Source organism: Pseudoalteromonas sp. QJM3NY_22, assembly GCF_056173065.1.
In genome coordinates, this window is the sequence record NZ_CM149655.1 from 3,988,974 (window position 1) to 4,014,980 (window position 26,007).

The 26,007-nt window shown below is 40.8% G+C and carries 20 protein-coding genes; 7 read left to right on the forward strand and 13 right to left on the reverse strand.

The genetic code is table 11. The features are described 5' to 3' along the window. Window positions 1-16 precede the first annotated feature (16 nt). From accB to cutA, 4 genes are all read right to left on the reverse strand, one after another. The gene (gene accB, locus AC0VZ4_RS18455; protein ID WP_007375933.1) at window positions 17-475 is read right to left on the reverse strand and encodes an acetyl-CoA carboxylase biotin carboxyl carrier protein; all 459 of its coding nucleotides are present in this window, start codon (window positions 473-475) and stop codon (window positions 17-19) included. Between the two features lie 38 nt (window positions 476-513). Then, window positions 514-966: a type II 3-dehydroquinate dehydratase gene (aroQ, locus tag AC0VZ4_RS18460; protein ID WP_007375932.1), complete on the reverse strand. Its 453-nt coding sequence runs from the start codon at window positions 964-966 to the stop codon at window positions 514-516. Between the two features lie 228 nt (window positions 967-1,194). Further along, window positions 1,195-3,024, reverse strand: a complete 1,830-nt coding sequence (locus AC0VZ4_RS18465; protein ID WP_475440397.1) for a protein-disulfide reductase DsbD — start codon at window positions 3,022-3,024, stop codon at window positions 1,195-1,197. Further along, window positions 3,024-3,344, reverse strand: a complete 321-nt coding sequence (gene cutA / locus AC0VZ4_RS18470) for a divalent-cation tolerance protein CutA (RefSeq protein WP_007375930.1) — start codon at window positions 3,342-3,344, stop codon at window positions 3,024-3,026. Before cutA ends, AC0VZ4_RS18465 begins: the two co-directional genes overlap by 1 nt. A 178-nt stretch (window positions 3,345-3,522) precedes the next feature. Here cutA and AC0VZ4_RS18475 point away from each other — a divergent pair, with 178 nt between their 5' ends. The 3 genes from AC0VZ4_RS18475 (at window position 3,523) to groL (ending at window position 6,095) form a co-directional block, all read left to right on the forward strand. Further along, window positions 3,523-3,999 carry an FxsA family protein gene (locus AC0VZ4_RS18475; RefSeq protein ID WP_149614009.1) on the forward strand — a complete coding sequence of 159 codons (477 nt, stop codon included), beginning with the start codon at window positions 3,523-3,525 and terminating at the stop codon, window positions 3,997-3,999. Between the two features lie 110 nt (window positions 4,000-4,109). After that, the gene (locus tag AC0VZ4_RS18480; RefSeq protein ID WP_002958836.1) at window positions 4,110-4,397 is read left to right on the forward strand and encodes a co-chaperone GroES; all 288 of its coding nucleotides are present in this window, start codon (window positions 4,110-4,112) and stop codon (window positions 4,395-4,397) included. A 48-nt stretch (window positions 4,398-4,445) separates the two neighbouring features. Further along, on the forward strand, window positions 4,446-6,095 hold the full coding sequence (groL, locus tag AC0VZ4_RS18485; RefSeq protein ID WP_475440398.1) for a chaperonin GroEL: 1,650 nt from the start codon (window positions 4,446-4,448) through the stop codon (window positions 6,093-6,095). 252 nt (window positions 6,096-6,347) lie between these two features. On the opposite strand, the gene AC0VZ4_RS18490 is transcribed toward groL, so the two are convergent. Together AC0VZ4_RS18490 and AC0VZ4_RS18495 are read right to left on the reverse strand one after the other, a co-directional pair. Beyond that, window positions 6,348-7,625, reverse strand: coding sequence for a hypothetical protein (locus AC0VZ4_RS18490; protein WP_475440399.1), 1,278 nt, complete (start codon window positions 7,623-7,625; stop codon window positions 6,348-6,350). Between the two features lie 3 nt (window positions 7,626-7,628). Then, the gene (locus AC0VZ4_RS18495) at window positions 7,629-8,708 is read right to left on the reverse strand and encodes a nucleoid-associated protein (protein WP_475440400.1); all 1,080 of its coding nucleotides are present in this window, start codon (window positions 8,706-8,708) and stop codon (window positions 7,629-7,631) included. A 611-nt stretch (window positions 8,709-9,319) separates the two neighbouring features. Here AC0VZ4_RS18495 and rnk point away from each other — a divergent pair. The 4 genes from rnk (at window position 9,320) to AC0VZ4_RS18515 (ending at window position 11,126) form a co-directional block, all read left to right on the forward strand. Beyond that, window positions 9,320-9,733, forward strand: coding sequence for a nucleoside diphosphate kinase regulator (rnk, locus tag AC0VZ4_RS18500; RefSeq protein WP_475440401.1), 414 nt, complete (start codon window positions 9,320-9,322; stop codon window positions 9,731-9,733). Window positions 9,734-9,960: 227 nt separating this feature from the next. After that, a complete protein-coding gene (locus AC0VZ4_RS18505; protein ID WP_475440402.1) occupies window positions 9,961-10,155 on the forward strand; it encodes a hypothetical protein in 195 nt (64 codons plus the stop codon). A 92-nt stretch (window positions 10,156-10,247) separates the two neighbouring features. Further along, a complete protein-coding gene (locus AC0VZ4_RS18510; RefSeq protein ID WP_475440403.1) occupies window positions 10,248-10,682 on the forward strand; it encodes a VOC family protein in 435 nt (144 codons plus the stop codon). Window positions 10,683-10,688: 6 nt separating this feature from the next. Then, on the forward strand, window positions 10,689-11,126 hold the full coding sequence (locus tag AC0VZ4_RS18515; protein ID WP_008138814.1) for a hypothetical protein: 438 nt from the start codon (window positions 10,689-10,691) through the stop codon (window positions 11,124-11,126). 13 nt (window positions 11,127-11,139) lie between these two features. Here AC0VZ4_RS18515 and AC0VZ4_RS18520 read toward each other — a convergent pair whose 3' ends face one another. From AC0VZ4_RS18520 to rpoB, 7 genes are all read right to left on the reverse strand, one after another. Further along, the gene (locus AC0VZ4_RS18520) at window positions 11,140-12,615 is read right to left on the reverse strand and encodes an NAD(P)H-hydrate dehydratase (protein ID WP_475440404.1); all 1,476 of its coding nucleotides are present in this window, start codon (window positions 12,613-12,615) and stop codon (window positions 11,140-11,142) included. 499 nt (window positions 12,616-13,114) lie between these two features. After that, a complete protein-coding gene (tuf, locus tag AC0VZ4_RS18525) occupies window positions 13,115-14,299 on the reverse strand; it encodes an elongation factor Tu (RefSeq protein WP_008133488.1) in 1,185 nt (394 codons plus the stop codon). Between the two features lie 62 nt (window positions 14,300-14,361). Next, window positions 14,362-16,476, reverse strand: a complete 2,115-nt coding sequence (gene fusA / locus AC0VZ4_RS18530) for an elongation factor G (protein ID WP_008133459.1) — start codon at window positions 16,474-16,476, stop codon at window positions 14,362-14,364. A gap of 27 nt (window positions 16,477-16,503) precedes the next feature. Then, window positions 16,504-16,974, reverse strand: coding sequence for a 30S ribosomal protein S7 (gene rpsG / locus AC0VZ4_RS18535; protein WP_010555004.1), 471 nt, complete (start codon window positions 16,972-16,974; stop codon window positions 16,504-16,506). Window positions 16,975-17,071: 97 nt separating this feature from the next. Further along, window positions 17,072-17,446 (reverse strand): 30S ribosomal protein S12, encoded by a 375-nt coding sequence (rpsL, locus tag AC0VZ4_RS18540; protein ID WP_002958885.1) that lies wholly within the window; start codon window positions 17,444-17,446, stop codon window positions 17,072-17,074. A gap of 194 nt (window positions 17,447-17,640) precedes the next feature. Then, on the reverse strand, window positions 17,641-21,816 hold the full coding sequence (gene rpoC / locus AC0VZ4_RS18545) for a DNA-directed RNA polymerase subunit beta' (RefSeq protein ID WP_008133458.1): 4,176 nt from the start codon (window positions 21,814-21,816) through the stop codon (window positions 17,641-17,643). A gap of 104 nt (window positions 21,817-21,920) precedes the next feature. Further along, entirely contained in the window at window positions 21,921-25,946 is a 4,026-nt protein-coding gene (gene rpoB / locus AC0VZ4_RS18550; protein ID WP_007378453.1) for a DNA-directed RNA polymerase subunit beta, read from the reverse strand. Between the last annotated feature and the right edge of the window lie 61 nt (window positions 25,947-26,007).

Genomic DNA, 26,007 nt, shown 5'->3' on the forward strand with positions numbered 1-26,007 from the left:
CTTTTAGGTTACGCTATTATTCAATGATGAATAGAGGTTGATCAAATTCTATTGGCTCGCCATTTTCAGCTAAGATAGCTCTTACTGTACCGGCTTTATCTGATTCAATTTGGTTCATCATTTTCATAGCTTCGATAATACAAAGTGTATCGCCAACTTTAACTTGCTGACCTACTTCTACATATGCTGGCGCTTCAGGGGACGCAGCTGAGTAAAAAGAACCAACCATTGGTGATTTAACTTGATGACCCATAGGCTCAGCTGGTGCTGCTGCTTCAACAGCTACAGGAGCCGCTGCAACTGGTGCTGCTGGCGCTGGTGCATATTGCTGTGGAGCAAATTGCGGGTAACCTGGGCCTGCGCTCATATTGTTACGGTTAATACGTACTGATTCTTCACCTTCAGTGATTTCTAGCTCAGCAATACCTGATTCTTCTACTAATTCGATAAGCTTCTTTATCTTGCGAATATCCATTACACGACCCGCCTGTTAGTTTGTGTGTTAATTTAAAATTAAATTGCGTTTTGCAACCGGTTAACTGCTGCATTTAATGCTGCGTGATAACCCATTGCACCTAATCCACATATCACGCCTTGTGCCACATCAGAAAAATACGAATGATGACGAAAGGCTTCACGTGCGTGCACGTTACTTAAGTGCACCTCAAAAAACGGAATATCAACACTTAACAGTGCATCACGTAATGCGACGCTAGTATGCGTAAATGCAGCTGGGTTGATAATTATGTAATCAACCGCTTGCCAAGCATCGTGAATTCGTTCGATGAGTACTTGCTCACTATTACTTTGAAAATGCGTTAACTTAACATCTAGACTATCAGCAGCACTGGTTAGTTCGTTCATAATCTCACTGAGCGTCTGAAAACCGTATTTGTCCGGTTCACGTTTGCCAAGCATGTTTAAATTTGGACCATTTATAACTAAAAGGTTAAATTTTGCAGCCATAATACGCGATATATCCTATAAGTAATGAGTTAAGCGGTTACTAACTAATTTTTCACTTTTAAGTAAGTAGAAAAAGCAATGTAGCAACAATTTCTCACGTTAACCAACTATTATAGTGATTTCGACGTAAATAGCAGCAAAATACTGGTCTTATCAGTGTGATGGGTACAGGTATCAGAAGAATAAAGAAGGTGCCACTTAATCAGTATAGGTGGCACTATTGCACTATTATTGTGCGCTGGCGCGCACTATAGCTAGGTGTTTAGCAAAATCATCAGCGTTTAAAAAGCCAGTCACTCGTTGCATACTAAGCTCTTGCCCTTGAGTATTAAAAAACAAAATACTAGGTAAACCAAACACGGTGTACTCTTCCATTAGCTCAATTGTTTTATTGTCACTGTTAGTTAAATCAACTTGAATTAGCTGATAATGGCTAAATTCACTTTGCACTTTGGCATCTGGAAACGTGTAATGCTCAAACTCTTTACACGCCACACACCAGTCAGCATATAAGTTGACCATAACCATTCGACCGTCGTCGTTTGCTTGTGCAACCGCTTCTTTTAGCTCAGCTAAATCAGCCACCTTTTTAAACTCATTACTTTGCGAGCTTACCTGCACCGCTTGTACCGGCCAAAAGTAGTTTTTTGTTAACGTAAAGCCTGTAATAACTAATAGCGTTGCAGCAAACCACAATGCAGTTTTTAACATGCTTTGTGTTTGGCTACTCTGCCAATGATGTAAGTACAGTGCCGTTGCTAATGCAAGCACACCTGCCATTAATAATATAATGTCGGCGCTGATTAGGCGTTCAAGTAATATAAGCGGCACAACGAGCATCACAAAACCAAACAAGGTTTTAACTTGCTCCATCCAACCACCGGCTTTAGGCAGCAATTTACCGCCAGATGTACCAAGTAATAAAAGTGGTAACCCCATACCTAAACTAAGCACGTATAGTGTTAAACCACCTACTAAGTAATCACCACTTTGCGCAACAAATAAGAGCGCAGCCGACAGTGGCGCGGTAGTACACGGTGATGCTATTAATCCCGAAAGCACGCCCATTAAAAATACGCCAACGTAGTTGCCGCCTTTTTGATTATTACTTACCTGAGTTAACTTGCTCATCATACTGCTTGGCAGTTTTATTTCGTACCAGCCAAACATAGACATAGCCAATAATACAAATAATAAACTAAAGCTGATTAACACAAATGGATGCTGTAAATACCCCTGCACTTGCCCACCAAGCGCTGCAACAACCAAACCTAGTGCTGCGTAAGTAACAGCCATACCTTGTATATATACAAACGATAGTGCAAAGGCTTTTTTAGTTGAAAGGTTTTGCTGACCCGCAATTAAGCTCGACAAAATAGGAAACATAGGGAATACGCATGGCGTAAAAGCAAGGCCAACACCAACAGCAAAAAATATGAGTAAATTAGTTATTAAGCCCTGACTTGCTAACTGCTCGGTAAAAGTAAGTTCTTTTTCGCCATCATCCGAATTTGTTGTAGGTTCAGTGGCAGGCTCATTGAGTGCTGCAAACGTACTTTGCGCAGTTGCTGCTTCATCTGTAGTGTTATTTTGCTCTACATTTTTAACCTGTGCGCCATTAATTACACTAAGTGGAATGCTAATCACTTCTGGCGGATAACAAAGCCCGGCTTTAGCACAGCCTTGGTAACGCACTTTAACTACGGCACCGTCGGTAACATTACTTAGCTTACTAATAACACTTGCGGAATTAAAAAAAACCTCTGTTTTACCAAAAAATTCATCTTCAATAATTTCGCCACTGCCGGAGTCGCCTACTTGAATGTTTGCACCTTTGGCGATAATTTCTATTTTCTTTTTATATAAATAATAGTCTGGCGCTATATCCCAACCTACAAACAAGGTGCTGCCTTGCTGATCAAAGTCAAACATAAACGCTTGGTCTACAGGTAAAAAAGTCTGTTGCGGAGGCCCAAGGAGATCACCAAGCACATTATTAGTTGTAGCCTTTACAGGCGCAGTTAATAGCGTTACCAATAATAAAAAGAAAAAACGCATTAATTCAGTACCTCATCCATCCAATTAAAATATGCTAAGTTTCCAGTTGCAACATCAATAACTTGTATCTCTGGAACTTCATAACTATGCATTGCTTTTATTGTTACAAACACATCGTTCATTTTGTCTGATTTCGTTTTTATAAGTAGTTTAGTTTCAGTCGCTTCAGCCACTTCGCCTTCCCACATATAAATAGATCCCACATTGGGTAAAATATTTACACAAGCAGCAAGCTTTTGCTCAACTAATGCCCTTGCAAGTATACGTGCTTCGTCTTCATCTTTGCAGATCGTGAAAATCAGTTTAAATTGCGTAGTCATTGTGAACCTTTACTTATTTAACAGTGTCTAGCTTCATAGTATCTGATAGCCGATACAATGTGTAGACGCTTAAATATCAGTAAAATGACTATACCTATGCCCTAACCTTGAAAAGAGACCTCGTCACCCTCATTTATATTTCATCAACTCTTTTGAGTGTCATTATTTAGAGAGCGTTATGTTTAGATTTTTATTTGTGTTGTTTATCATCATCCCTATTATCGAAATTGCCTTACTGATTCAAGTAAGCGATGTGATTGGTGGGTTTGCAACAATCGCACTTGTTGTTATTACCGCGATTTTAGGTGCAAAAATGGTTAAACAACAAGGTATGAGTGCCCTGCAAAACGTACAAACGCAAATGGCACAAGGGCAAATGCCAGCTAAAGAATTATTTACCGGAATATGCGTTGTAATTGCAGGTGTATTACTACTTACTCCTGGCATTATGACTGACGTATTTGGGCTACTATTATTAACGCCTGCAATTCGTAACAAATTGGCAGCAGGCCTTGCTAGCCAAGCAACTGTTAAAATGAGCGCAAGCATGCAACAAGGGCCATCACCGTTTGCTCAACAACCACATTCACCGCGTGAACAGCAGCAAATGGACCAGCCGACCACTATTGATGGTGAATATGAGCGAAAAGATTAAAAATTTATCGTTTTTTCTCTTGGAATTTTTCACTCTACCCCCATTAATGAATGCAAATTAGAAAAGCTTTTTTCTGTACTGTTCAGAAACTGTTAGGAGAACTAAAAAACATGAACATTCGTCCTTTACAAGATCGCGTAATCGTTAAACGTCTAGAAGAAGAAACAAAATCTGCTGGCGGTATTGTATTAACTGGCTCTGCAGCTGAAAAATCAACTCGCGGAGAAGTTGTAGCCGTAGGTAATGGTCGCGTTTTAGATAACGGTGACGTGAGAGCGTTAGAAGTTAAAGCCGGTGACACTGTGTTATTTGGCTCATATGTTGAAAAAGTTGAAAAGATCGAAGGTCAAGAGTACCTGATCATGCGTGAAGATAATATTTTAGGCATTGTAGGCTAAACCTACTTTTCGTTTATAAACATTTAAGAATTTAGAGGAATTTAAAACATGGCAGCAAAAGAAGTACTTTTTGCAGGTGACGCACGCGCTAAAATGCTAACTGGCGTAAACATCCTGGCAAACGCAGTAAAAGTTACATTAGGTCCTAAAGGCCGTAACGTTGTACTAGACAAATCATTTGGCTCTCCAGTTATCACTAAAGATGGTGTATCTGTAGCAAAAGAAATCGAACTTGAAGACAAGTTTGAGAACATGGGCGCACAAATGGTTAAAGAAGTTGCATCTAAAGCAAATGATGCAGCCGGCGATGGTACAACTACCGCTACAGTACTTGCACAGTCTATTGTTAATGAAGGCCTTAAAGCTGTTGCAGCAGGCATGAATCCAATGGATCTTAAGCGCGGCATCGACAAAGCAGTTATTGCTGCTGTTGCAGAGCTTAAAGCGTTATCTGTTCCTTGTTCTGATACTAAAGCAATTGCACAAGTAGGTACTATTTCAGCTAACTCTGATCAAGAGATTGGTAATATCATTGCACAAGCAATGGAAAAAGTAGGCCGCAACAGTGGTGTTATTACTGTAGAAGAAGGTCAATCACTTGAAAACGAACTAGATGTTGTTGAAGGCATGCAGTTTGACCGTGGTTACTTATCTCCTTACTTTATCAACAGCCCAGAAAAAGGCACTGTTGAACTAGATAACCCATTTATTCTACTTGTAGATAAAAAAATATCTAACATCCGTGAATTATTACCAACATTAGAAGCGGTTGCTAAAGCAAGTAAACCACTACTAATCATTGCAGAAGACCTTGAAGGCGAAGCACTAGCTACATTAGTAGTTAATAACATGCGCGGTATTGTTAAAGTATCAGCTGTTAAAGCACCTGGCTTTGGCGATCGTCGTAAAGCAATGCTACAAGATATTGCTGTATTAACTGGCGGTACTGTTATTTCTGAAGAAATCGGCTTAGAGCTTGAAAAAGCAACAGTTGAAGACCTAGGTACAGCTAAACGCGTAATTATCACTAAAGATGATACAACTATCATTGATGGTGCTGGTGAAGAAGCAGGTATTAGCGGTCGTGTTTCTCAAATTAAAGCACAAATTGAAGAAGCAACATCAGACTACGATAAAGAAAAACTTCAAGAGCGCATGGCTAAACTAGCTGGCGGTGTTGCAGTAATCAAAGTAGGTGCTGCTACTGAAATCGAAATGAAAGAGAAAAAAGACCGCGTTGAAGATGCATTAAATGCAACTCGTGCAGCGGTTGAAGAAGGCGTAGTACCTGGCGGCGGTGTTGCACTTGTACGTGCTGCTAGCAAGCTAGCTGATTTAGTTGGCGACAACGAAGATCAAAACCACGGTATTAAAGTTGCACTTCGTGCGATGGAAGCGCCACTTCGTCAAATCGTAACAAACGCAGGCGACGAAGCATCAGTTGTAATTAACGCAGTTAAAGGCGGCGATGGTAACTACGGTTACAACGCAGCAACTGGCGAATACAACGACATGATTGAAATGGGTATCCTAGATCCAACTAAAGTAACACGCTCTGCATTACAATTTGCAGGGTCTATTGCGGGTCTAATGATCACTACTGAAGCAATGGTAGCTGAAATCCCTAAAGACGAATCTGCTGGTGCACCTGATATGGGCGGCATGGGCGGAATGGGTGGTATGGGCGGCATGATGTAATAAACATCACCGTTTAAGCACCTCGCTTATATAAAAACCAGCTTCGGCTGGTTTTTTGCTTTTTAGCACATCAAGATCTGCAATATGGTGTATGAAGTCAAAATTTGGCCCTTAGAATTCAATTCAAAGCTTAATAGCTCTTTTTATAAAGTATAAAATTTAGGTTGGGTGTCACTTTTATCTTTATGGATTTAGAAAAGGGGTCGCTTTTTTTTATTTAAATAGCTTGACCCACCCTAGAGTAGGGCAACATTAACAAAAGAGTAATCTAGATAATAAAACTAAAGTATTTCGGCAAAAAGATGCTACTTCAGCAATTCCAATATTAATTGAGAAGTTTACTGTTCTTGATATAACCCAGTAAACTGAACCCAGACCGTTCGCAATAGCTAAAAATATTAACGTGATAAGCATATGGCGTGCATAAACCAGTCTTACAGACAAGTGTTCTCTGAGAGTTTGAATAGTAGAGTATGCTTCAGCACTTTCATCTTCTAAACGTGACATTAAGCTATCATATTCAGCTCTTATAGATTTGAGTGAGTGAAGCTCTGTAAATATCATTAAGCAAATAACAATTGAAACAATCACTGCTACCAATGCTATACCAACATTAGCAGCAATTAACTCATCAATAGGGGCTTTCCCTTTTGCAGAAACAATAGCCTGTGTTCTTGTTGATGTAAGAAAAATAGTCGCAGGAATGGCTAATGATTTAGTTAATGATGAACTTATAAGATCGTTTATCTTAACCATATAATCACGATATTTTTCCTCATACTCTTCCCTTAATTCATCGAAAGAAAATCCAACTACATAAGCTTGATATGCTTCATCAAATCTTAAACTAAACATAGAGAAATTTTTGAGGATGTATGTAAATCGCTCACATCTATCTATGTTTGAAAGCATTGTTATTAACGTGTTTTGTAATATATGACCTTTTTCTAAATCGTGCTTTTCATCACTGTCGATCAAGCTAATAAATTTTGCTAGGCCATCGAAACCGTTAGTTAGATCATCCGCACAATACTTATTAAATATCTCAAGCTTCTGCCTATATAAAAACATGATACTTTTTGAGTTATGGTCATCAGATTTTTTAAGTAAATAATTCCAAATATCATGAACTTCAAAATAATGTTTTAGCTTTCCTGTAGGAGTATTACATGGAAAATAAACAAATCCTTCAGGTTCTGATGTTAATAAGAAAGAAGGAGGGGGCTCAACGGGGTGACGAGATACTAGCTCATCATAATTTTGATAGAACTTGATTTCACCATCAAGTCTAAATTCGATTTTAAAGGTTGTACCAAAACTATTAGTATCAAGTGTACCGATGTCAATGCGGCGTTTCGTTCTGGCTTGTAAAGGAGTAAATAGTTCATTGATTAGTGAACTACCAGAATACTTCTTTAACTTTTCTAACAGATCTGCATTTAACTCAATTTCAGCTTCAAGTAGACGCTCACCATCCTTCCAAGATGGAGTTAATAATTTTAATGCTTCAAGCGCTAGTTGCATTGACATAAGTTAGTTATCGTTATTTGTAGTATTCGGTTGGAATTTTTGTACATCATCAATTATAGATTGAGGTAAATTGTTAAATTTTAGACTTCTATTTTCCCTGTCAAACTCAATAGTCTGATTTAATTGACTAGCGTTAAAGCTAATTTTGTAATGTTCAGTTTGCACTTGTATTCGAGAAAATGTTCTTAATACGGTCTTGTCTATACCTATGGAGTCACTTAGACGATATTCTTCATGTGCAACATGTAGGAATATCTCGCTATCTTCTTCCTCTGGAAATAAATGGCGGGATAAAGCTTCTAGGTTTACTTTGTCCTCACCCAATGTATTTAAACGTTCTAAACAATAGTTTTTTGCTGAGTCACACAGGTTATGTATTTGTTCGCTGTTTCGTTCTAGGCGGTTACATGTTTCAGTGATTGCATCTTTTAGGGATTGCGTGTCTATTTTACAGTTAACAGGTTCATCACAACCTAAAAATGTTTGGAAATATCGCCTTACATCGCCAGTGCCTTTACCAAGTTTAAATGATATAGGGCGTTCTTCGTTGCCTATCCAATCATTCAGACATACTTTTGCACCCAAATTCAATGAATCAAGGTTGATACGTTCAATACTCTCAAAAGTTAAGTCTTCATCATTTATGTCGGTACCGTCTATACGGTGCAAAAAAACAACGCATAAAAAGTAGATATTTTCAACATTACCCTCTTCACCTACATCTTGAGAATAGAAGTAAGTAATCAAGAAGCCATCTTTAGCATTGATTGCTTGGGCTGTGTTTAATTTTCTAGCTAATAATTCAGCAATACTTGAAGAAAATGCACGATAATCATTGAATTCCATTTGTTCCTGAGATAAATGACGTTCCATTAGGTTAGCAAAAGCCGATTGTTCAGGCTCTGTAACAAAATCACCTACTTTCATGCCTCCGCCCTTGAACAAGGTTGTGAGTTTATTCGTTACTGTTTCAGAAAGATCTGCAATATCATTTTCTTGCTCTCTAGTTTCTGCTACAGCCATATTGCTTCGTTCATTACGTTTAATGGATGATATTATGAGGTTATGAATGATTCCGTTCATATTAATGTTAATCGACTAAGAAGTTATTATAAAGCTATTGAATCATTTATATATTGAAAAATAAAGAAATTAATTGTACATCCATTGTGACTTTTAATGGGCTAGAGTCAGGGTAAGTTATTACGTATCTTATATATGCAATTAGCAGGAACATTTATAAGGGACAGTCACTCAAAATAACTGGGATCTAGATTAAAATATCTAATCTAAAGTACGGATTGGGGTTAATTCCTAATGTCCGTAATGTGACAATTGTGATGGTTAGCAGTATCTCGTTATGGAGGCGAAAGTGTCTTAGTGTAAAACCTCAATTTCATGTGTTAATAACACAAGGGTACGATGAAGGGTATGCTTTCTATTTTTAATTTATTTTAAATATAAATCATAGCCTTATATTTTTTTGTGCAGCATGATGTAATCATCCCCTAAGCACCTAGCTCAAATAAAAACCCAGCTTCGGCTGGGTTGTTAGCTATTGGGCACAAATAAAGTAAAAGCCACAGGTGTGGCTAATTAATAAAATGACTTCGCGTATCCCTTTGCTTCTTAAATGCATGCCAAGCCATACTCAGAGTTAATTTTATTTATTAAAAATTATTAAGGATATTAAGATGAATAAAAAACCTGAACTAATCATCTCATCACTCGATGCAGATAGATTGTATGGCTTAATGGAATCACTACCTACAGGTAGCTTTGCTAATAAAAAAGAATTGGAAGCTGAACTGGCACGAGCAAAAATAGTCGAACCTAAAGATATGCCATCGTCAGTTGTAACGATGAACTCAACTGTAAACTTTATTGTTGAGTCTTCTAAAGAAGAATTTACGTTAACCTTGGTGTACCCGAAAAACAGTGACTCTAACGGCGATAAAATATCGATATTATCACCTGTAGGTAGCGCATTACTTGGACTAACCCAAGGCGACGAAATTGAGTGGCCTAAACCGAGTGGCGGCTTAATAAAGGTAAAAATAAAAGAAGTAACCTATCAACCAGAACGTGCTGGCGAATTACACAGATAAACACTTTATGCACTTAGTACTAAAAAATTGATTTAAAGTAGACCCAGCCACGGTTGGGTTTTGCTTTTTATTATAAAGCAGATTGATACTGTTTAATTTATACCCATATCTAAGTTACGTATAACTAAGATTTATATTAAATGGATTTATTAAATAACAACGGAATATTCATCTTCTTTGTTTTTATTGCCCTTGTGACTGGGTTATTTTCATTCGTAGTTTGGGCTATGCTCAAAATGGTCACGTGGGGTAAAAGTATGTCTAAGGGGGCTTATTTATTTTTAGCATTCTTTCCGCTTATTTCACTGATGCCTATTCCGCCACCTACATACGAAAATGTACAAAAAGCAAAACAAGAACAAAGAAAACGCAAAGAAGACTCAGGTGATCCACCCGATGATGAAGACGAACTCGTAAGTTAATTCATATTACATACTGCGGGCATATACCTGCGTAATCGTTTGCTAAATATGATAAAAAGTACATTTATTTAATAGTAAGAAGTAAACCAAACATGACTAACGTTCAACAGCATATAAGCAGCATTGCATTAGTTGTTAAGGACTACGACGATGCCATTGAGTTTTATACTCAAAAGCTAAATTTTGAATTAGTAGAGGATACTGATTTAAGAGATGGTAAACGCTGGGTGTTAATTTCACCTCCAAATTCAAACGGGACTTGTTCAAACAGGGCTAATTCGAACAGAACCAATCTACTACTTGCTAAAGCCACAACACCCGAACAAATGAGCGCTATTGGTAATCAAACGGGTGGTCGTGTGTTTTTATTTTTACATACCAATGACTTTTGGCGAGATTATAATTTAATGCTTTCTAAAGGCGTTACATTTAACGAAGAACCTAGAGTAGAAACCTATGGCACCGTAGTGGTTTTTGAAGACTTATATGGTACAAAATGGGATTTATTACAGCTTAATAATCAGTGAGATAAAATGCTGTTAAATATAAAAGCAAAATTTTTATTAAGCGCAGGAGTTATTGCATCTGCAGCGGCTGTATGGCATTTACTTTGTATATGGGGTGGCACTAGTTGGTTTATATTTGCTCGCGCTCCAATACAAATAATAGAATCATCACAGCAAGGTACGCTCCTTGCGCCTTTAGGCAGTATTGCAATAGCTGGACTTATGTTTGCCTGTACTGCATTTGCCTTATCAGCAATTGGCTTAGTGCGTAACATAGTACTTACTAGAACCGCTTTAATTGCTATTGCAACCTTGTGTATCATACGAAGCTTAAAAATTATCCCTGCATTAATGCGTGCCGATACGTGGAATATTATAGCGAGCAGTGTTTGGCTTTATGTAGGTGTATGCTTTTTAGTGGGTGCAATAACGTTCCACAATTTAAAGCCGAACACTGATAGTTGAGTGACGCTTAAACTCACGTCACTTTATTAACTAACTCTCTTACAATTGGGAATAAATCACTGGGTAGCATGCCCCTTTGCCCGTCTCGCTCACTTGCGATATCACCGGCTTTAGCATGCAGTGTTACACCATAGCGTGCTGCTTCATCAATAGTTAAACCTTGAGCAAGTAATGCCCCAATAATACCAGTCAGTACATCGCCACTGCCGCCAACGGCGAGTGCCGGACTGCCATCTTCACATACCCACGTTTGCTGAGCATTATCTATTAATGTTCCTGCGCCTTTTAATACACAAGTCGCGTTATAGCGCTTGGCGCAAAGGCGGGCATAATTAAAGCGGTCTGATTCGATTTCGCTGGTGCTAACACTTAGCAGTCGCGAAGCTTCGCCTGGGTGTGGCGTAAGTATGCATTGCTCTAACGTGTATGATGAAGCTTTCTTAGCCAGTAAATTAAGGGCGTCTGCATCTATAACCAATGGCATTTTATTGTTTTGGCAATATTGCACTACTTCATCGAATGTTTGTTGTGCCCACTCGTCTTGCCCAAGCCCTGGGCCAATAACAACGCAGCTTGCCCACTCTAGCGCTTGATGTAAGTTATTACTGCTTACCATAAGTTCTGGTCTACCAATACTAATAGGCGTTATTGAGCTTTCGTGTGTATACACCCTTACCATGCCAGCACCCGTTCTAAGGGCTGCTTCACTACTTAACCTAATTTCACCTGCAGTACCTTGATTGCCACCAACACATAAAAGTTTACCGTGGCTTCCTTTGTGACTATTGATTGCCCGCGTGGCTATTCCTTTAAAGCTATTAATATTTATCAAGGTTCCTGATGATTGAGCTATACAAGTAAACGCATCGCCAATTGCTAAATCATCAAAAACTAACTTACCGCTATATTGTTTACCAGCCGTCGTTGTGAGCCCTTGCTTTATACCTACAAAAGTAACGGTTGAAGTAGCTTGTACTGCGCACCCTAAAGGCTGTCCTGTATTTGCTTCAATGCCTGATGGAATATCAATGCTTATTACGGGCTTACCACTGCTATTTACAGCGTTAATTATATTCGCAAAATTATCGCGTACGGCGCTATTAAGCCCAGTACCAAGGAGCGCATCAATAACGATATCGCACTCATTAAGAGCATCTTTTGTAAAATGAGAAACCACCCCACCCGCTTCTATCCATAGCTGCTGCGCTTTTGCAGCATCACCGTTTAATGTCTTATCAGGTTCAGCAGCGCATACTGTTACCTTTTTACCTGATTGCATAATAAGCCTAGCTACAACGTAACCGTCTCCAGCATTGTTACCATGGCCAACAATGACTAATGTATGCTGCGCATCAAATAACTGCCATTGCTTATATACAGCCTCTCCTGCACGCTGCATTAGGGTAAATAAATCACAATGACTATTTTTAGCTGCAAGCGCTTCGTTATCTCTCACCTGCTCGGCGCTAAATAGAGTTTGGTTCAACATAAATATTCCCCTTAACTGGCTCTAATTTTACTTTATCAAGACTCAAATCTATCGGCTAGATTAGTAATTAATTTTTTGTATTTTATGTAGCTGTGTTAGGAGGTAAATATTTAAATAAAAAGCCACTCTGGAACAAAGGTAGGAATACCGCTTTTATATGACACTTTATTTTAGACATTAAAAAGCCCGAAACTAGGCTCGGGCTTTTTGGTAATAATTAGCTAGGCTAATAATTACGCTTTGAACGTTGCTACAAAGCACCTACGCCTAAGGTAAGAGCGCCACCTTCATATAACACTTTTCTTCAGACATTAAAAAAGGCCACCTAAGTGACCTTTTTATAACAATTAACTTTAAAGCTAATTATTACGCTTTGACCGTTGCTACAAAGCACCTACGCCTAAGGTAAGAGCGCCACCTTCATATGACACTTTTCTTCAGGCATTAAAAAAGGCCACCTAAGTGACCTTTTTATAACAATTAACTTTAAAGCTAATTATTACGCTACGATAGTTGCTACAACACCAGCACCTACAGTACGGCCACCTTCACGGATAGCAAAACGAAGACCTTCATCCATCGCGATTGGTGCGATTAGAGTTACTGTCATCTTGATGTTATCACCAGGCATTACCATTTCTACGCCATCTGGTAACTGTACGTCACCTGTTACGTCAGTTGTACGGAAGTAGAACTGTGGACGGTAACCTTTGAAGAATGGAGTATGACGACCACCTTCATCTTTAGAAAGTACGTATACTTCTGAAGTGAATGTAGTATGTGGGTTGATTGAACCAGGCTTAGCTAGTACTTGACCACGTTCAACGTCTTCACGCTTAGTACCACGTAGAAGTGCGCCGATGTTTTCGCCAGCACGACCTTCGTCAAGAAGCTTACGGAACATTTCAACACCAGTACAAGTAGAACGAGTTGTATCATTGATACCAACAATTTCTACTTCGTCATTGATGCGGATGATACCAGCTTCAACACGACCAGTTACAACAGTACCACGACCCTGGATTGAGAAAACGTCTTCGATAGGCATGATGAAAGGCTTATCGATGTCACGCTCTGGCTCTGGGATGTAAGAATCAAGTGCGTTTGCAAGCTCAACAATCTTATCTTCCCACTCTTTCTCGCCTTCTAACGCTTTAAGCGCAGAACCAGCGATTAGAGGTAAGTCATCACCTGGGAAATCGTATTCTGAAAGAAGTTCACGAACTTCCATTTCTACTAGTTCAAGTAGCTCTTCGTCATCTACCATGTCACATTTGTTCATGAACACGATGATGTAAGGAACACCAACTTGACGAGAAAGAAGGATGTGCTCACGTGTTTGTGGCATAGGGCCATCTGTCGCAGCAACTACTAAGATCGCGCCGTCCATTTGAGCAGCACCAGTGATCATGTTTTTAACATAATCGGCGTGACCAGGACAATCTACGTGTGCGTAGTGACGTGAAGGAGTATCGTATTCAACGTGAGACGTTGAAATAGTGATACCACGTTCGCGCTCTTCAGGAGCGTTGTCGATTGATGCGAAATCTTTAGCAACACCGCCGTATACTTTTGCAAGTACGTTAGTGATTGCTGCAGTTAGTGTAGTTTTACCGTGGTCAACGTGGCCGATTGTACCAACGTTTACGTGCGGTTTTACGCGTTCAAACTTTTCTTTTGCCATCTTAAAAAATTCCTAATAAAGAAATTAAAGCCTGACTCACTATTGAGCCAGACAAGCTAAAATTATATAACAGCGCGAGCTGAAATTATTGTATCTGCAACATTTTTAGAGGCTTCAGCGTACTTCACAAACTCCATAGAGTATGAGGCACGGCCCTGAGTTGCAGATCGTAAAGCAGTCGCATAACCAAACATTTCAGAAAGAGGAACTTGCGCATTAATTTGCTTAAGCCCACCTAATGCATCTTCCATGCCTTCGATTATGCCGCGACGACGGTTTAAGTCGCCAACTACATCACCCATATTTGAATCAGGAGTGAGTACTTCAACCTTCATTACTGGCTCTAAAAGTACAGGGTTAGCTTTAAGCGCCCCATCTCTCATTGCCAGTGAACCTGCTATTTTAAATGCCATTTCATTCGAATCTACATCATGGAATGAACCATCATATAAAGTCGCTTTAACGCCAAGTAATGGGTAGCCTGCCAGTACACCTTGAGACATTTGCTCTTGGATACCTTTGTCTACCGCAGGGACGAACTCTTTAGGAACAGAACCACCTACGGTTTCGTTAACGAACTCGTAAATTGGTGACTCATCATCCGTAATATCCATCGGTTCAAGTTTAATCCAAACGTGTCCATATTGGCCACGACCACCTGACTGACGTATAAACTTCCCTTCAACTTTAACAGTTGAACGAATAGCTTCTCGGTATGAGACCTGCGGCTTACCAACGTTACATTCAACACTGAATTCACGTTTCATACGGTCAACGATGATATCTAGGTGAAGTTCACCCATGCCAGAGATTATAACCTGGCCTGATTCTTCGTCAGTTTGTACGCGAAAAGAAGGGTCTTCAGCAGCTAGTTTTCCTAGCGCGATACCCATCTTATCTTGGTCAGCTATAGTGCGAGGCTCAACCGCAATAGAGATTACTGGTTCAGGGAATTCCATACGCTCAAGCGTAATAATAGAATTCGGATCACACAGTGTTTCACCTGTTGTTACGTCTTTAAGACCAATAGCTGCCGCGATGTCGCCTGCGAAAACTTCTTTGATCTCTTCACGAGAGTTTGAATGCATCTGTACGATACGGCCAAGTCGCTCACGCTTACTTTTTACTGGATTATATACCGTGTCACCCTGTTTAACAGTACCAGAGTAAACACGGAAAAAGGTCAAGGTCCCAACAAACGGGTCTGTTGCAATCTTAAAAGCGAGTGCAGCAAACGGCGCTTTATCATTAGCCGGACGTTCTTCCTCAGTACCATTTTCTAAGATACCTTGGATTTGTTTCACTTGTTCTGGTGACGGCATATATTCAACAACGCCATCAAGCACAGCTTGAACGCCTTTGTTTTTAAATGCGCTACCACAAGTAACTGGAACAATCTCATTAGCTAATGTTCGTTGACGTAAAGCATTTTTAATTTCTGCTTCACTTAACTCTTCACCTTCTAAGTATTTATCCATTAGTTCTTCTGAGGCTTCAGCAGCGCTTTCAACTAAATGAGAGCGCCATTCTTCAGCCAATTCCAGAAGCTCTGCCGGTATTGCCTCATAAGAGAAAGTCATACCCTGGTCCGCTTCGTTCCAGTTAATCACTTTCATTTTTATAAGGTCAATAACACCTTTAAAGTCGTCCTCAGCGCCTACAGGCAACTGAATTGGAACAGGCGTTGCTCCAAGACGAGATTTCACCTGGCTAACCACAGCTAAGAAGTCAGCGCCCGTGCGATCCATTTTATTTACGAAGATCATTCTCGGAACTTCGTATTTGTTCGCTTGACGCCAAACTGTCTCAGTTTGCGGCTGTACACCAGATGAAGCACAAAGAACAACTACCGCACCATCTAGTACGCGTAAAGAACGCTCTACTTCGATAGTGAAATCTACGTGTCCTGGAGTATCAATAATATTGATACGATGGGCGTCAAATTGAGCATCCATCCCTTTCCAAAAACACGTTGTTGCAGCAGAAGTGATTGTGATACCACGCTCTTGTTCCTGCTCCATCCAATCCATAGTTGCAGCGCCATCATGTACTTCACCGATCTTATGAGAAAGACCCGTGTAGAACAGAACACGTTCTGTTGTGGTGGTTTTGCCTGCATCTACGTGAGCAACAATACCTATATTACGATAGCGCTCAAGTGGAGTTGTACGTGCCATATGATCCTCTTAAAGGTTAAAGACAGATTACCAACGGTAATGAGCGAATGCTTTATTCGCTTCAGCCATACGGTGAACGTCTTCACGTTTCTTAACCGCAGTGCCTTTATTATCAGAAGCGTCAACGATTTCTTGAGCTAAACGTAAGCCCATAGATTTTTCGCCACGCTTACGTGCAGCGTCTACTAACCAACGCATACCTAATGCGTTACGACGAACTGGACGTACTTCAACTGGTACTTGATAAGTTGAACCACCAACACGGCGAGATTTAACCTCTACCTGTGGGCGGATGTTATCAAGTGCAGTTTCAAAGATTTCTAGGTGCGACTTGCCTGATTTCTCAGCAGCCACGTCTAGCGCACCATAAACAATTTTTTCAGCAGTAGATTTCTTGCCGTCTAACATCACGATGTTAACGAATTTAGCAAGAAGTTCCGATCCGAACTTAGGATCTGGAAGAATTTTACGTTGACCGATTACGCGTCTTCTAGGCATTTTGTATCTCCGGTTTATTCAGGTTTGCTCTTTCGAGTCAATCACCCAAAACAATAATTATAAATATTTAGTGCTTGGCCTTACTAACGGAATACAATTACCCTTTAGGGCGTTTTGCACCGTATTTAGAACGAGCTTGACGACGATCGCTAACGCCTGCACAGTCAAGTGCACCACGAACAGTGTGAAAACGCACACCTGGTAAATCTTTAACACGACCACCACGGATTAGGATTACACTATGCTCTTGAAGGTTATGACCTTCACCGCCAATGTATGAAGTTACTTCGAAACCGTTAGTTAAACGTACACGTGCTACTTTACGTAACGCCGAGTTTGGTTTCTTAGGTGTAGTTGTATATACGCGAGTACATACACCGCGCTTTTGCGGACACGCTTTTAGTGCAGCTGAGTTACTTTTCGTAACCTTGCTACGGCGTGGCTTACGCACTAGCTGGTTAATAGTTGCCATTTAAATAGCTCCTGAAATTAAAATTACTACTGAAAAAAATAAAAAATCCGCCCTTTATTTACGAGCCTGCATTAAGCACACAAGTAAATGGGTGGCGGAATTTTAATGAGCAAAGTTTAACCTGTCAACCTAAACTAATCGCAAGACAGCATATAACTGCCTTACGATTACTTAATCTATTGATTAAGAACAGTTTATTGATTTCCAGACAAATCAGCATTTAGAGCGTCTGTAAGTGCTTGAGTTGCCTCTTCTGCACTTACTGTTTGCTCTTCTACGACTACTTTGCTTTGTTTACGGCGAGCCATACGTTCTTGATGATACGCAAAACCGGTACCGGCTGGGATCAAACGACCCACAATTACGTTTTCTTTAAGACCGCGAAGCTCATCGCTCTTACCATTCACTGCCGCATCTGTAAGAACACGTGTTGTCTCTTGGAAAGACGCTGCAGAGATGAAAGATTCTGTTGCTAGTGATGCTTTTGTGATACCCATTAATTGGATTTCAAACTTAGCTGGGATCTTACCTTGTTTTTCAAGGTCACGGTTTGCGATATTAACGCGCGCCACTTCGATTTGTTCACCAGCTAAGAAGTCAGTATCACCACCGTGTATAATGGTACATTTACGTAACATTTGACGGATAATTGTTTCAATGTGCTTGTCATTGATCTTAACGCCTTGCAAACGGTAAACCTCTTGCACTTCGTTAACGATGTAGTTAGCAACATGAGTCACACCACGTAAGCGTAAGATGTCATGTGGTGATTCAGGACCATCGGCGATAACTTCACCTTTAGACACTTGCTCACCTTCAAACACGTTAAGTTGACGCCACTTGTGAATCATTTCTTCGTAATGATCACCTTCTGGTGGAGTAATAACTAAACGCTTCTTACCTTTAGTCTCTTTACCGAAGCTAATTGTACCAGTTACTTCAGCTAATATAGCTGGATCTTTTGGCTTACGAGCTTCAAATAAGTCGGCTACGCGTGGTAGACCACCCGTGATATCACGAGTTTTCGAACCTTCTTGCGGAATACGTGCTAACACGTCACCTGGGTTTGCTGTAACGCCGTCAATTACTTCAATCGTTGTGAATGAAGGAAGACGTGTTTCTTGCAAGCCGCGCTCTTCACTTTCGATGATAAGCTTTGGTTCTTTCGTATTTACTTTAGCAAGGTCTTTAACAACTACACGGGTTAAACCAGTTAGTTCATCAGTCTGTGCTTCAGTATTTGAGTCATCAATATCGCTGAACGATACTTTTGATTTATGCTCAAGAACGATTGGGTGACTATGCGGGTCCCAAGTAGCAACGATGTCGTTACCTTGAACTTCTGCATTATCTTTAACTGTTAATACCGCACCATAAGGTACTTTATAACGCTCTTTCTCACGGCCATGGCTATCGATGATAGTAATTTCCGTTGAACGCGAAGTAATAACAATCTTATCGTCTGTATTTAATACATATTTAGAGTTATGCAGTTTTAACGTACCGTTAGTTTTAACTTGTACATTATTTTCTGCAGACGCTCTAGATGCTGCACCACCGATGTGGAAGGTACGCATCGTAAGCTGTGTACCTGGCTCACCGATTGACTGTGCTGCGATAACACCTACTGATTCACCAGCGTTGATGATATGACCACGTGCTAGGTCACGACCGTAACAGTTAGCACAAACACCAAAGTCATTATCACAAGTGATAACAGAACGTACGCGAACTTCATCTACTGAATGCTCTTCTAAAAGATCACACAGTTTTTCGTCTAGCATGATATTACGTTCAACAAGCACTGTATTAGTACCTGGAATTACAATATCTTCAGCAACAACACGACCTAAAACACGTTCGCGAAGCGCTTCTACAACATCACCACCTTCAATAAGCGGTTTCATTGTTAAGCCATCTTCTGTGCCACAGTCATCTTCATTGATTACCAAATCTTGTGCAACGTCTACTAGACGACGCGTTAGGTAACCCGAGTTTGCTGTTTTAAGTGCTGTATCGGCAAGACCTTTACGCGCACCATGCGTTGAGATGAAGTACTGAAGTACGTTTAGACCTTCACGGAAGTTAGCTGTGATTGGCGTCTCGATGATTGAACCATCTGGACGTGCCATTAGACCACGCATACCCGCCAACTGACGAATCTGTGCAGCACTACCACGAGCACCTGAGTCGGCCATCATAAACACTGAGTTAAATGACGGTTGCTCTACTTCTTCACCCTTTGCATTGATAACCGTGTCTTTCGACAAGTTAGACATCATTTCACGTGATAAGTTTTCGTTTACACGTGACCAGATATCGATAACTTTGTTGTACTTTTCACCAGCCGTTACAAGACCTGATTGGAATTGTTGGTTGATTTCAGTAACTTCAGCTTCAGCTGATTCAATTATCTGTGCTTTAACCGGTGGGATAACTAAGTCATCAATACCGATAGAAACACCTGACTTCATTGCATAATGGAAACCGGTGTACATAACTTGGTCAGCAAACACAACAGTGTCTTTAAGGCCTAGACGACGGTAACACTCATTCAATAAGCTAGAAATCTGCTTTTTACCAAGCGGCTGATTGATTGACGCAAACGGCATACCAGTTGGTAAAATTAGAGACAAAATTGCACGACCGACAGTTGTATCGATAACAGTAATAGTATCTTCTACTACACCATCTTCGTTTTTAACTGATTGGCTAATACGTACTTTCACGATTGCGTGAAGGTCTGCATTGCCACTGCGGTATGCTTTTTCTGCTTCTTTTGGATCTTTAAATATCGCGCCTTCGCCTTTAGCGTTAATGCGGTCACGAGTCATGTAATAAAGACCCAATACAACATCCTGTGAAGGAACGATGATTGGCTCACCATTCGCAGGAGATAGAATGTTGTTTGTTGACATCATCAATGCACGAGCTTCAAGCTGCGCTTCGATTGTTAACGGTACGTGTACCGCCATTTGGTCACCATCGAAATCGGCGTTGTACGCCGCACATACTAATGGATGCAAATGAATCGCTTTACCTTCGATAAGCACAGGCTCAAACGCTTGGATACCCAAACGGTGAAGTGTTGGTGCACGGTTAAGTAATACCGGATGTTCACGAATTACTTCGTCAAGTACATCCCATACTTCCGGAACTTCACGTTCTACCATTTTCTTAGCTGCTTTGATTGTCGTAGCCATGCCGCGACGCTCTAGTTTGCCATAGATGAATGGTTTGAATAGCTCAAGTGCCATCTTCTTAGGAAGACCACATTGGTGAAGCTTAAGTGTAGGACCTACTGTAATTACAGAACGGCCTGAATAATCTACACGCTTACCAAGTAAGTTCTGACGGAAACGACCTTGTTTACCCTTGATCATATCAGCAAGAGATTTAAGAGGACGTTTGTTAGAACCTGTAATTGCACGACCACGACGACCGTTATCAAGTAGCGCATCTACCGCTTCTTGTAACATACGTTTTTCGTTGCGTACAATAATGTCTGGTGCTGCTAAATCTAGTAGACGTTTAAGACGGTTATTACGGTTAATAACACGACGGTAAAGGTCATTTAGATCAGATGTCGCAAAACGACCACCGTCTAATGGTACTAATGGACGTAGATCAGGTGGCAATACTGGAAGTACTGTCATGATCATCCACTCAGGGTTATTACCTGATTGGTGGAACGATTCCATTAACTTAAGACGTTTAGTGATTTTTTTACGCTTAGTTTCAGAGTTAATTGTTGGTAACTCTTCACGCATCTCAGCAATTAATTGAGCAAGATCAAGTTCACGAAGCAAGTCTAAAACTGCTTCAGCACCCATCTTCGCTTCAAACTCATCACCGTGCTCTTCTAGTGCATCTAGGTATTCTTCTTCACCTAATAGTTGACCACGCTCAAGCGTTGTCATACCAGGTTCAGTCACTACGAATGATTCGAAGTAAAGAACACGTTCAATATCACGAAGCGTCATATCAAGCATTAAGCCAATACGTGACGGTAATGATTTTAAAAACCATATATGTGCAACTGGGCTCGCAAGGTCAATATGACCCATACGATCGCGTCGCACTTTAGTTAGTGTAACTTCAACGCCACACTTCTCACAGATCACACCACGGTGTTTAAGGCGTTTATATTTACCACATAAACACTCATAATCTTTCACTGGGCCGAAAATACGGGCACAGAATAAGCCATCGCGCTCAGGCTTGAAAGTACGGTAGTTAATAGTCTCAGGTTTCTTTACTTCACCGTATGACCATGAACGAACCATGTCTGGTGAAGCAAGACCAATGCGAATTGCATCGAATTCTTCGGTCTTATTTTGTTGCTTCAGAAACTTAAGTAAGTCTTTCACCTTAGCTCTCCTGTCGGAGTTAATCTTGAGGACGGGTAATCTCGTCCCTACATTCTATTCAGCCGTAACAGATGCTGCAGCGTTAACTGCAGCACCTAATTGGCTTAATTTTCTTCCAACTCGATGTTGATACCCAGTGAGCGGATTTCTTTCAACAATACGTTGAACGATTCTGGCATACCTGGTTCCATTTTATGGTTACCATCAACGATGTTTTTATACATCTTAGTACGACCGTTCACGTCATCCGATTTCACTGTTAGCATTTCTTGTAGAGTGTAAGCAGCACCGTAAGCTTCAAGTGCCCATACTTCCATCTCACCAAAACGCTGGCCACCGAACTGTGCTTTACCACCCAGCGGCTGCTGAGTAACAAGGCTGTAAGAACCAGTAGAACGTGCGTGCATCTTATCATCAACCAAGTGGTTAAGTTTAAGCATGTACATGTAACCTACAGTTACTTGACGTTCAAACTGATCGCCAGTACGGCCATCATAAAGTGTAACCTGACCACTTCGAGGATATCCACCAAGCTCAAGCATGTCTTTGATTTCGCTTTCTTTCGCGCCATCAAATGCAGGAGTAGCAATTGGTAAACCACCTTTTAAGTTTTCAGCTAGACGACGAATTTCGTCATCAGTGAAGCTAGCAATATCTACTACTTGGCGAGATTCACCAATTTCGTAGGCTTGCTTGATGAATTCACGTAGCTCATGAAGCTCACGTTGCTCTTTCATCATTTCTTCAATACGTTCACCGATACCACGTGCAGCTAGACCCATATGTGTTTCAAGGATCTGACCGATGTTCATACGTGATGGTACACCTAGTGGATTCAATACGATATCTACCGTACGACCTTTATCATCGTAAGGCATATCTTCTACTGGTACGATAGTCGAGATAACACCTTTGTTACCATGACGACCCGCCATTTTATCACCAGGTTGAATACGACGTTTAACAGCAAGGTATACTTTAACAATCTTAAGTACGCCTGGTGCTAAGTCATCACCTTGGGTAATTTTACGACGTTTATTTTCAAACTTTTTATCGTATTCAGCTTTAAGCTCATCGTACTGTGCAGCTAGTTGCTCAAGTTCAGCCTGCTTGTCTTCTTGTGCAAGGCTTTGAGTAAGTAGTTTTTCAGCATTCAGTGACGTTAGTTTGTCTTCTTCGAAGCCTGCATCAACAAGTAACTTGCGAGCACGTCCTAAAACGCCAGCTTCTAAAATACGGAACTCTTCGTTGAAGTCTTTCTTCGCTTCGCGAAGCTGCATATCTTCAACTTCTAACGCACGTTTGTCTTTTTCAACACCATCACGGGTGAAGACTTGTACGTCAATTACAGTACCAGTTACAGAATTTGGTACACGTAAAGAGCTGTCTTTAACGTCAGACGCTTTTTCGCCGAAGATAGCTCGTAGAAGCTTCTCTTCAGGTGTCAGCTGTGTCTCGCCTTTAGGAGTCACTTTACCTACTAGAATATCGCCGCCTTTAACTTCAGCACCAATATAAACAACACCTGATTCATCAAGCTTGCCTAGTGCAGATTCACCCACATTCGGGATATCTGCAGTGATCTCTTCAGGACCTAATTTAGTATCACGGGCAACACACTGTAGTTCTTGAATATGGATAGTCGTTAGACGATCTTCTTCAACTACGCGCTCTGATAGTAAGATTGAATCTTCGAAGTTATAACCGTTCCATGGCATGAATGCCACGCGAAGGTTTTGACCAAGGGCTAAGTCACCTAAGTCAGTCGAAGGACCATCTGCTAACACGTCACCACGAGTAACCGGTTCGCCAACCATACAAGTTGGTTTTTGGTTAATACATGTATTTTGGTTAGAACGTGTGTATTTGGTTAAGTTGTAGATGTCGATGCCCGCTTCGCCAGGAACGCGTTCTTCTTCATGTACGTTTACAACGATGCGACTTGCGTCAGCATACATTACTTCACCACCACGTTTTGCAACGATAGTAACACCAGAATCTTTCGCTAGTGTTAACTCAATACCTGTACCTACTAACGGCTTATCCGCTTTCAATGTTGGTACTGCTTGACGTTGCATGTTTGAACCCATCAATGCACGGTTAGCATCATCGTGTTCTAGGAACGGGATAAGTGCTGCCGCTACAGAGATCACCTGTTGTGGTGATACATCCATATATTGCTGATCCATACGACCCATAAAGGTAGATTCACCTTTGTGACGACATGGAATAAGTTCATCTACAAACTCATTGGTTTCAGTTAAGTTTGAATTCGCCTGTGCGATAACAAACTGACCTTCTTCAATGGCTGATAGGTAATCAACTTCATCAGTTACAACACCGTCTACCACTTTACGGTAAGGTGTTTCTAAGAAACCGTAGTCATTTGTACGTGCGTACGTAGACAATGAGTTAATTAGACCGATGTTTGGACCCTCAGGAGTCTCGATTGGACATACGCGACCATAGTGAGTTACGTGAACGTCACGTACTTCAAAGCCTGCACGTTCACGAGTTAGACCGCCCGGACCTAATGCAGAAATACGACGTTTGTGCGTAACTTCTGATAGTGGGTTATTTTGGTCCATAAACTGTGATAACTGAGACGAGCCGAAGAACTCTTTAACAGCAGCCGAAATAGGCTTAGCGTTAATAAGATCTTGTGGCATTATTGCGTCAAGGTCACCTAAGCTTAAACGCTCACGTACAGCACGCTCTACACGTACTAGACCAACACGGAATTGGTTCTCAGCCATTTCGCCAACACTACGTATACGACGGTTGCCTAAGTGATCGATATCATCAACATCGCCTTGACCGTTACGAATAGCAATTAATACTTTCATAACAGACACGATGTCTTCTTTGCTTAATGTGCCTGGGCCTGTGTCTGTATCGTAACCAACACGGCTATTGAACTTCATACGACCTACAGTAGATAAGTCATAACGTTCTTCAGAGAAGAATAAGTTCTGGAATAAGGCTTCAGCCGCGTCTTTCGTCGGTGGCTCGCCTGGGCGCATCATGCGATAAATTTCTACTAGTGCTTCTAAACGGCTGCTTGAAGAGTCAATATTCAATGTATTTGACATGTAAGCACCGCTGTCCACTTCATTGATATATAACGTATCAATTTTAGTGTAACCAGCTTTAACCAATTCAGCCATTAGCTCAAGAGTTAGTTCATCATTCGCGCTTGCTATAACTTCACCCGTTGACTCGTCAACGTAGTTTTTAGCTATAATACGGCCAATAATGTACTCATGAGGTACTTCTAGGCGGTTAATGCCTTTCTTCTCGATGCTCTTGATGTGGCGAGCCGTAACACGACGACCGCTTTCAACAAATACTTCACCGTCTTCGCTCTTGATATCAAAAGCGGCAGTTTCACCACGTAAACGCGAAGGCACAAGTTCCATAAGAACTTTACCGTCAGCTACTTCAAACGTCGTGTTGTCGAAGAAGATTTCTAGGATTTCTTCACTAGAGTACTCAAGTGCACGTAGGATGATAGACGCCGGTAATTTACGACGACGGTCAATACGTACATATAAGTTATCTTTTGCATCAAATTCGAAGTCTAACCATGAACCACGGTAAGGAATAACGCGTGCGTTATATAATACTTTACCTGATGAATGAGTTTTACCGCGGTCGTTATCAAAGAATACACCAGGGCTACGGTGTAGCTGAGAAACGATAACACGCTCTGTACCATTGATTACAAAGGTACCGGTATCGGTCATGAGCGGAATTTCGCCCATGTAAACTTCTTGCTCTTTAATGTCTTTAACTGTGCCTGGAGCTTCTTTGTCCATAACAACAAGACGCAGTTTCACGCGAAGTGGAGCAGAATAAGTCACACCGCGAATTTGACATTCTTTTACATCGAAAACTGGCTCACCAATACGATAACTTACGTATTGAAGCTCAGAATTTCCCGAGTAGCTTTTAATAGGGAACACAGAACGGAAGGCAGCTTCCAAACCATGATCGCCATCAGCGTCCGGCACTAAGAATTTTTTAAACGATTCTAACTGTGTAGACAGTAAAAAAGGTATATCCAAAACTTGTGGACGTTTACCAAAATCCTTACGGATACGTTTCTTTTCAGAATAAGAGTAAGCCATGGGGTTCCTCAGCTTGCTGATCTTTGACCCGACCTGTTCTTGTAAGAACAGACTTAACTGG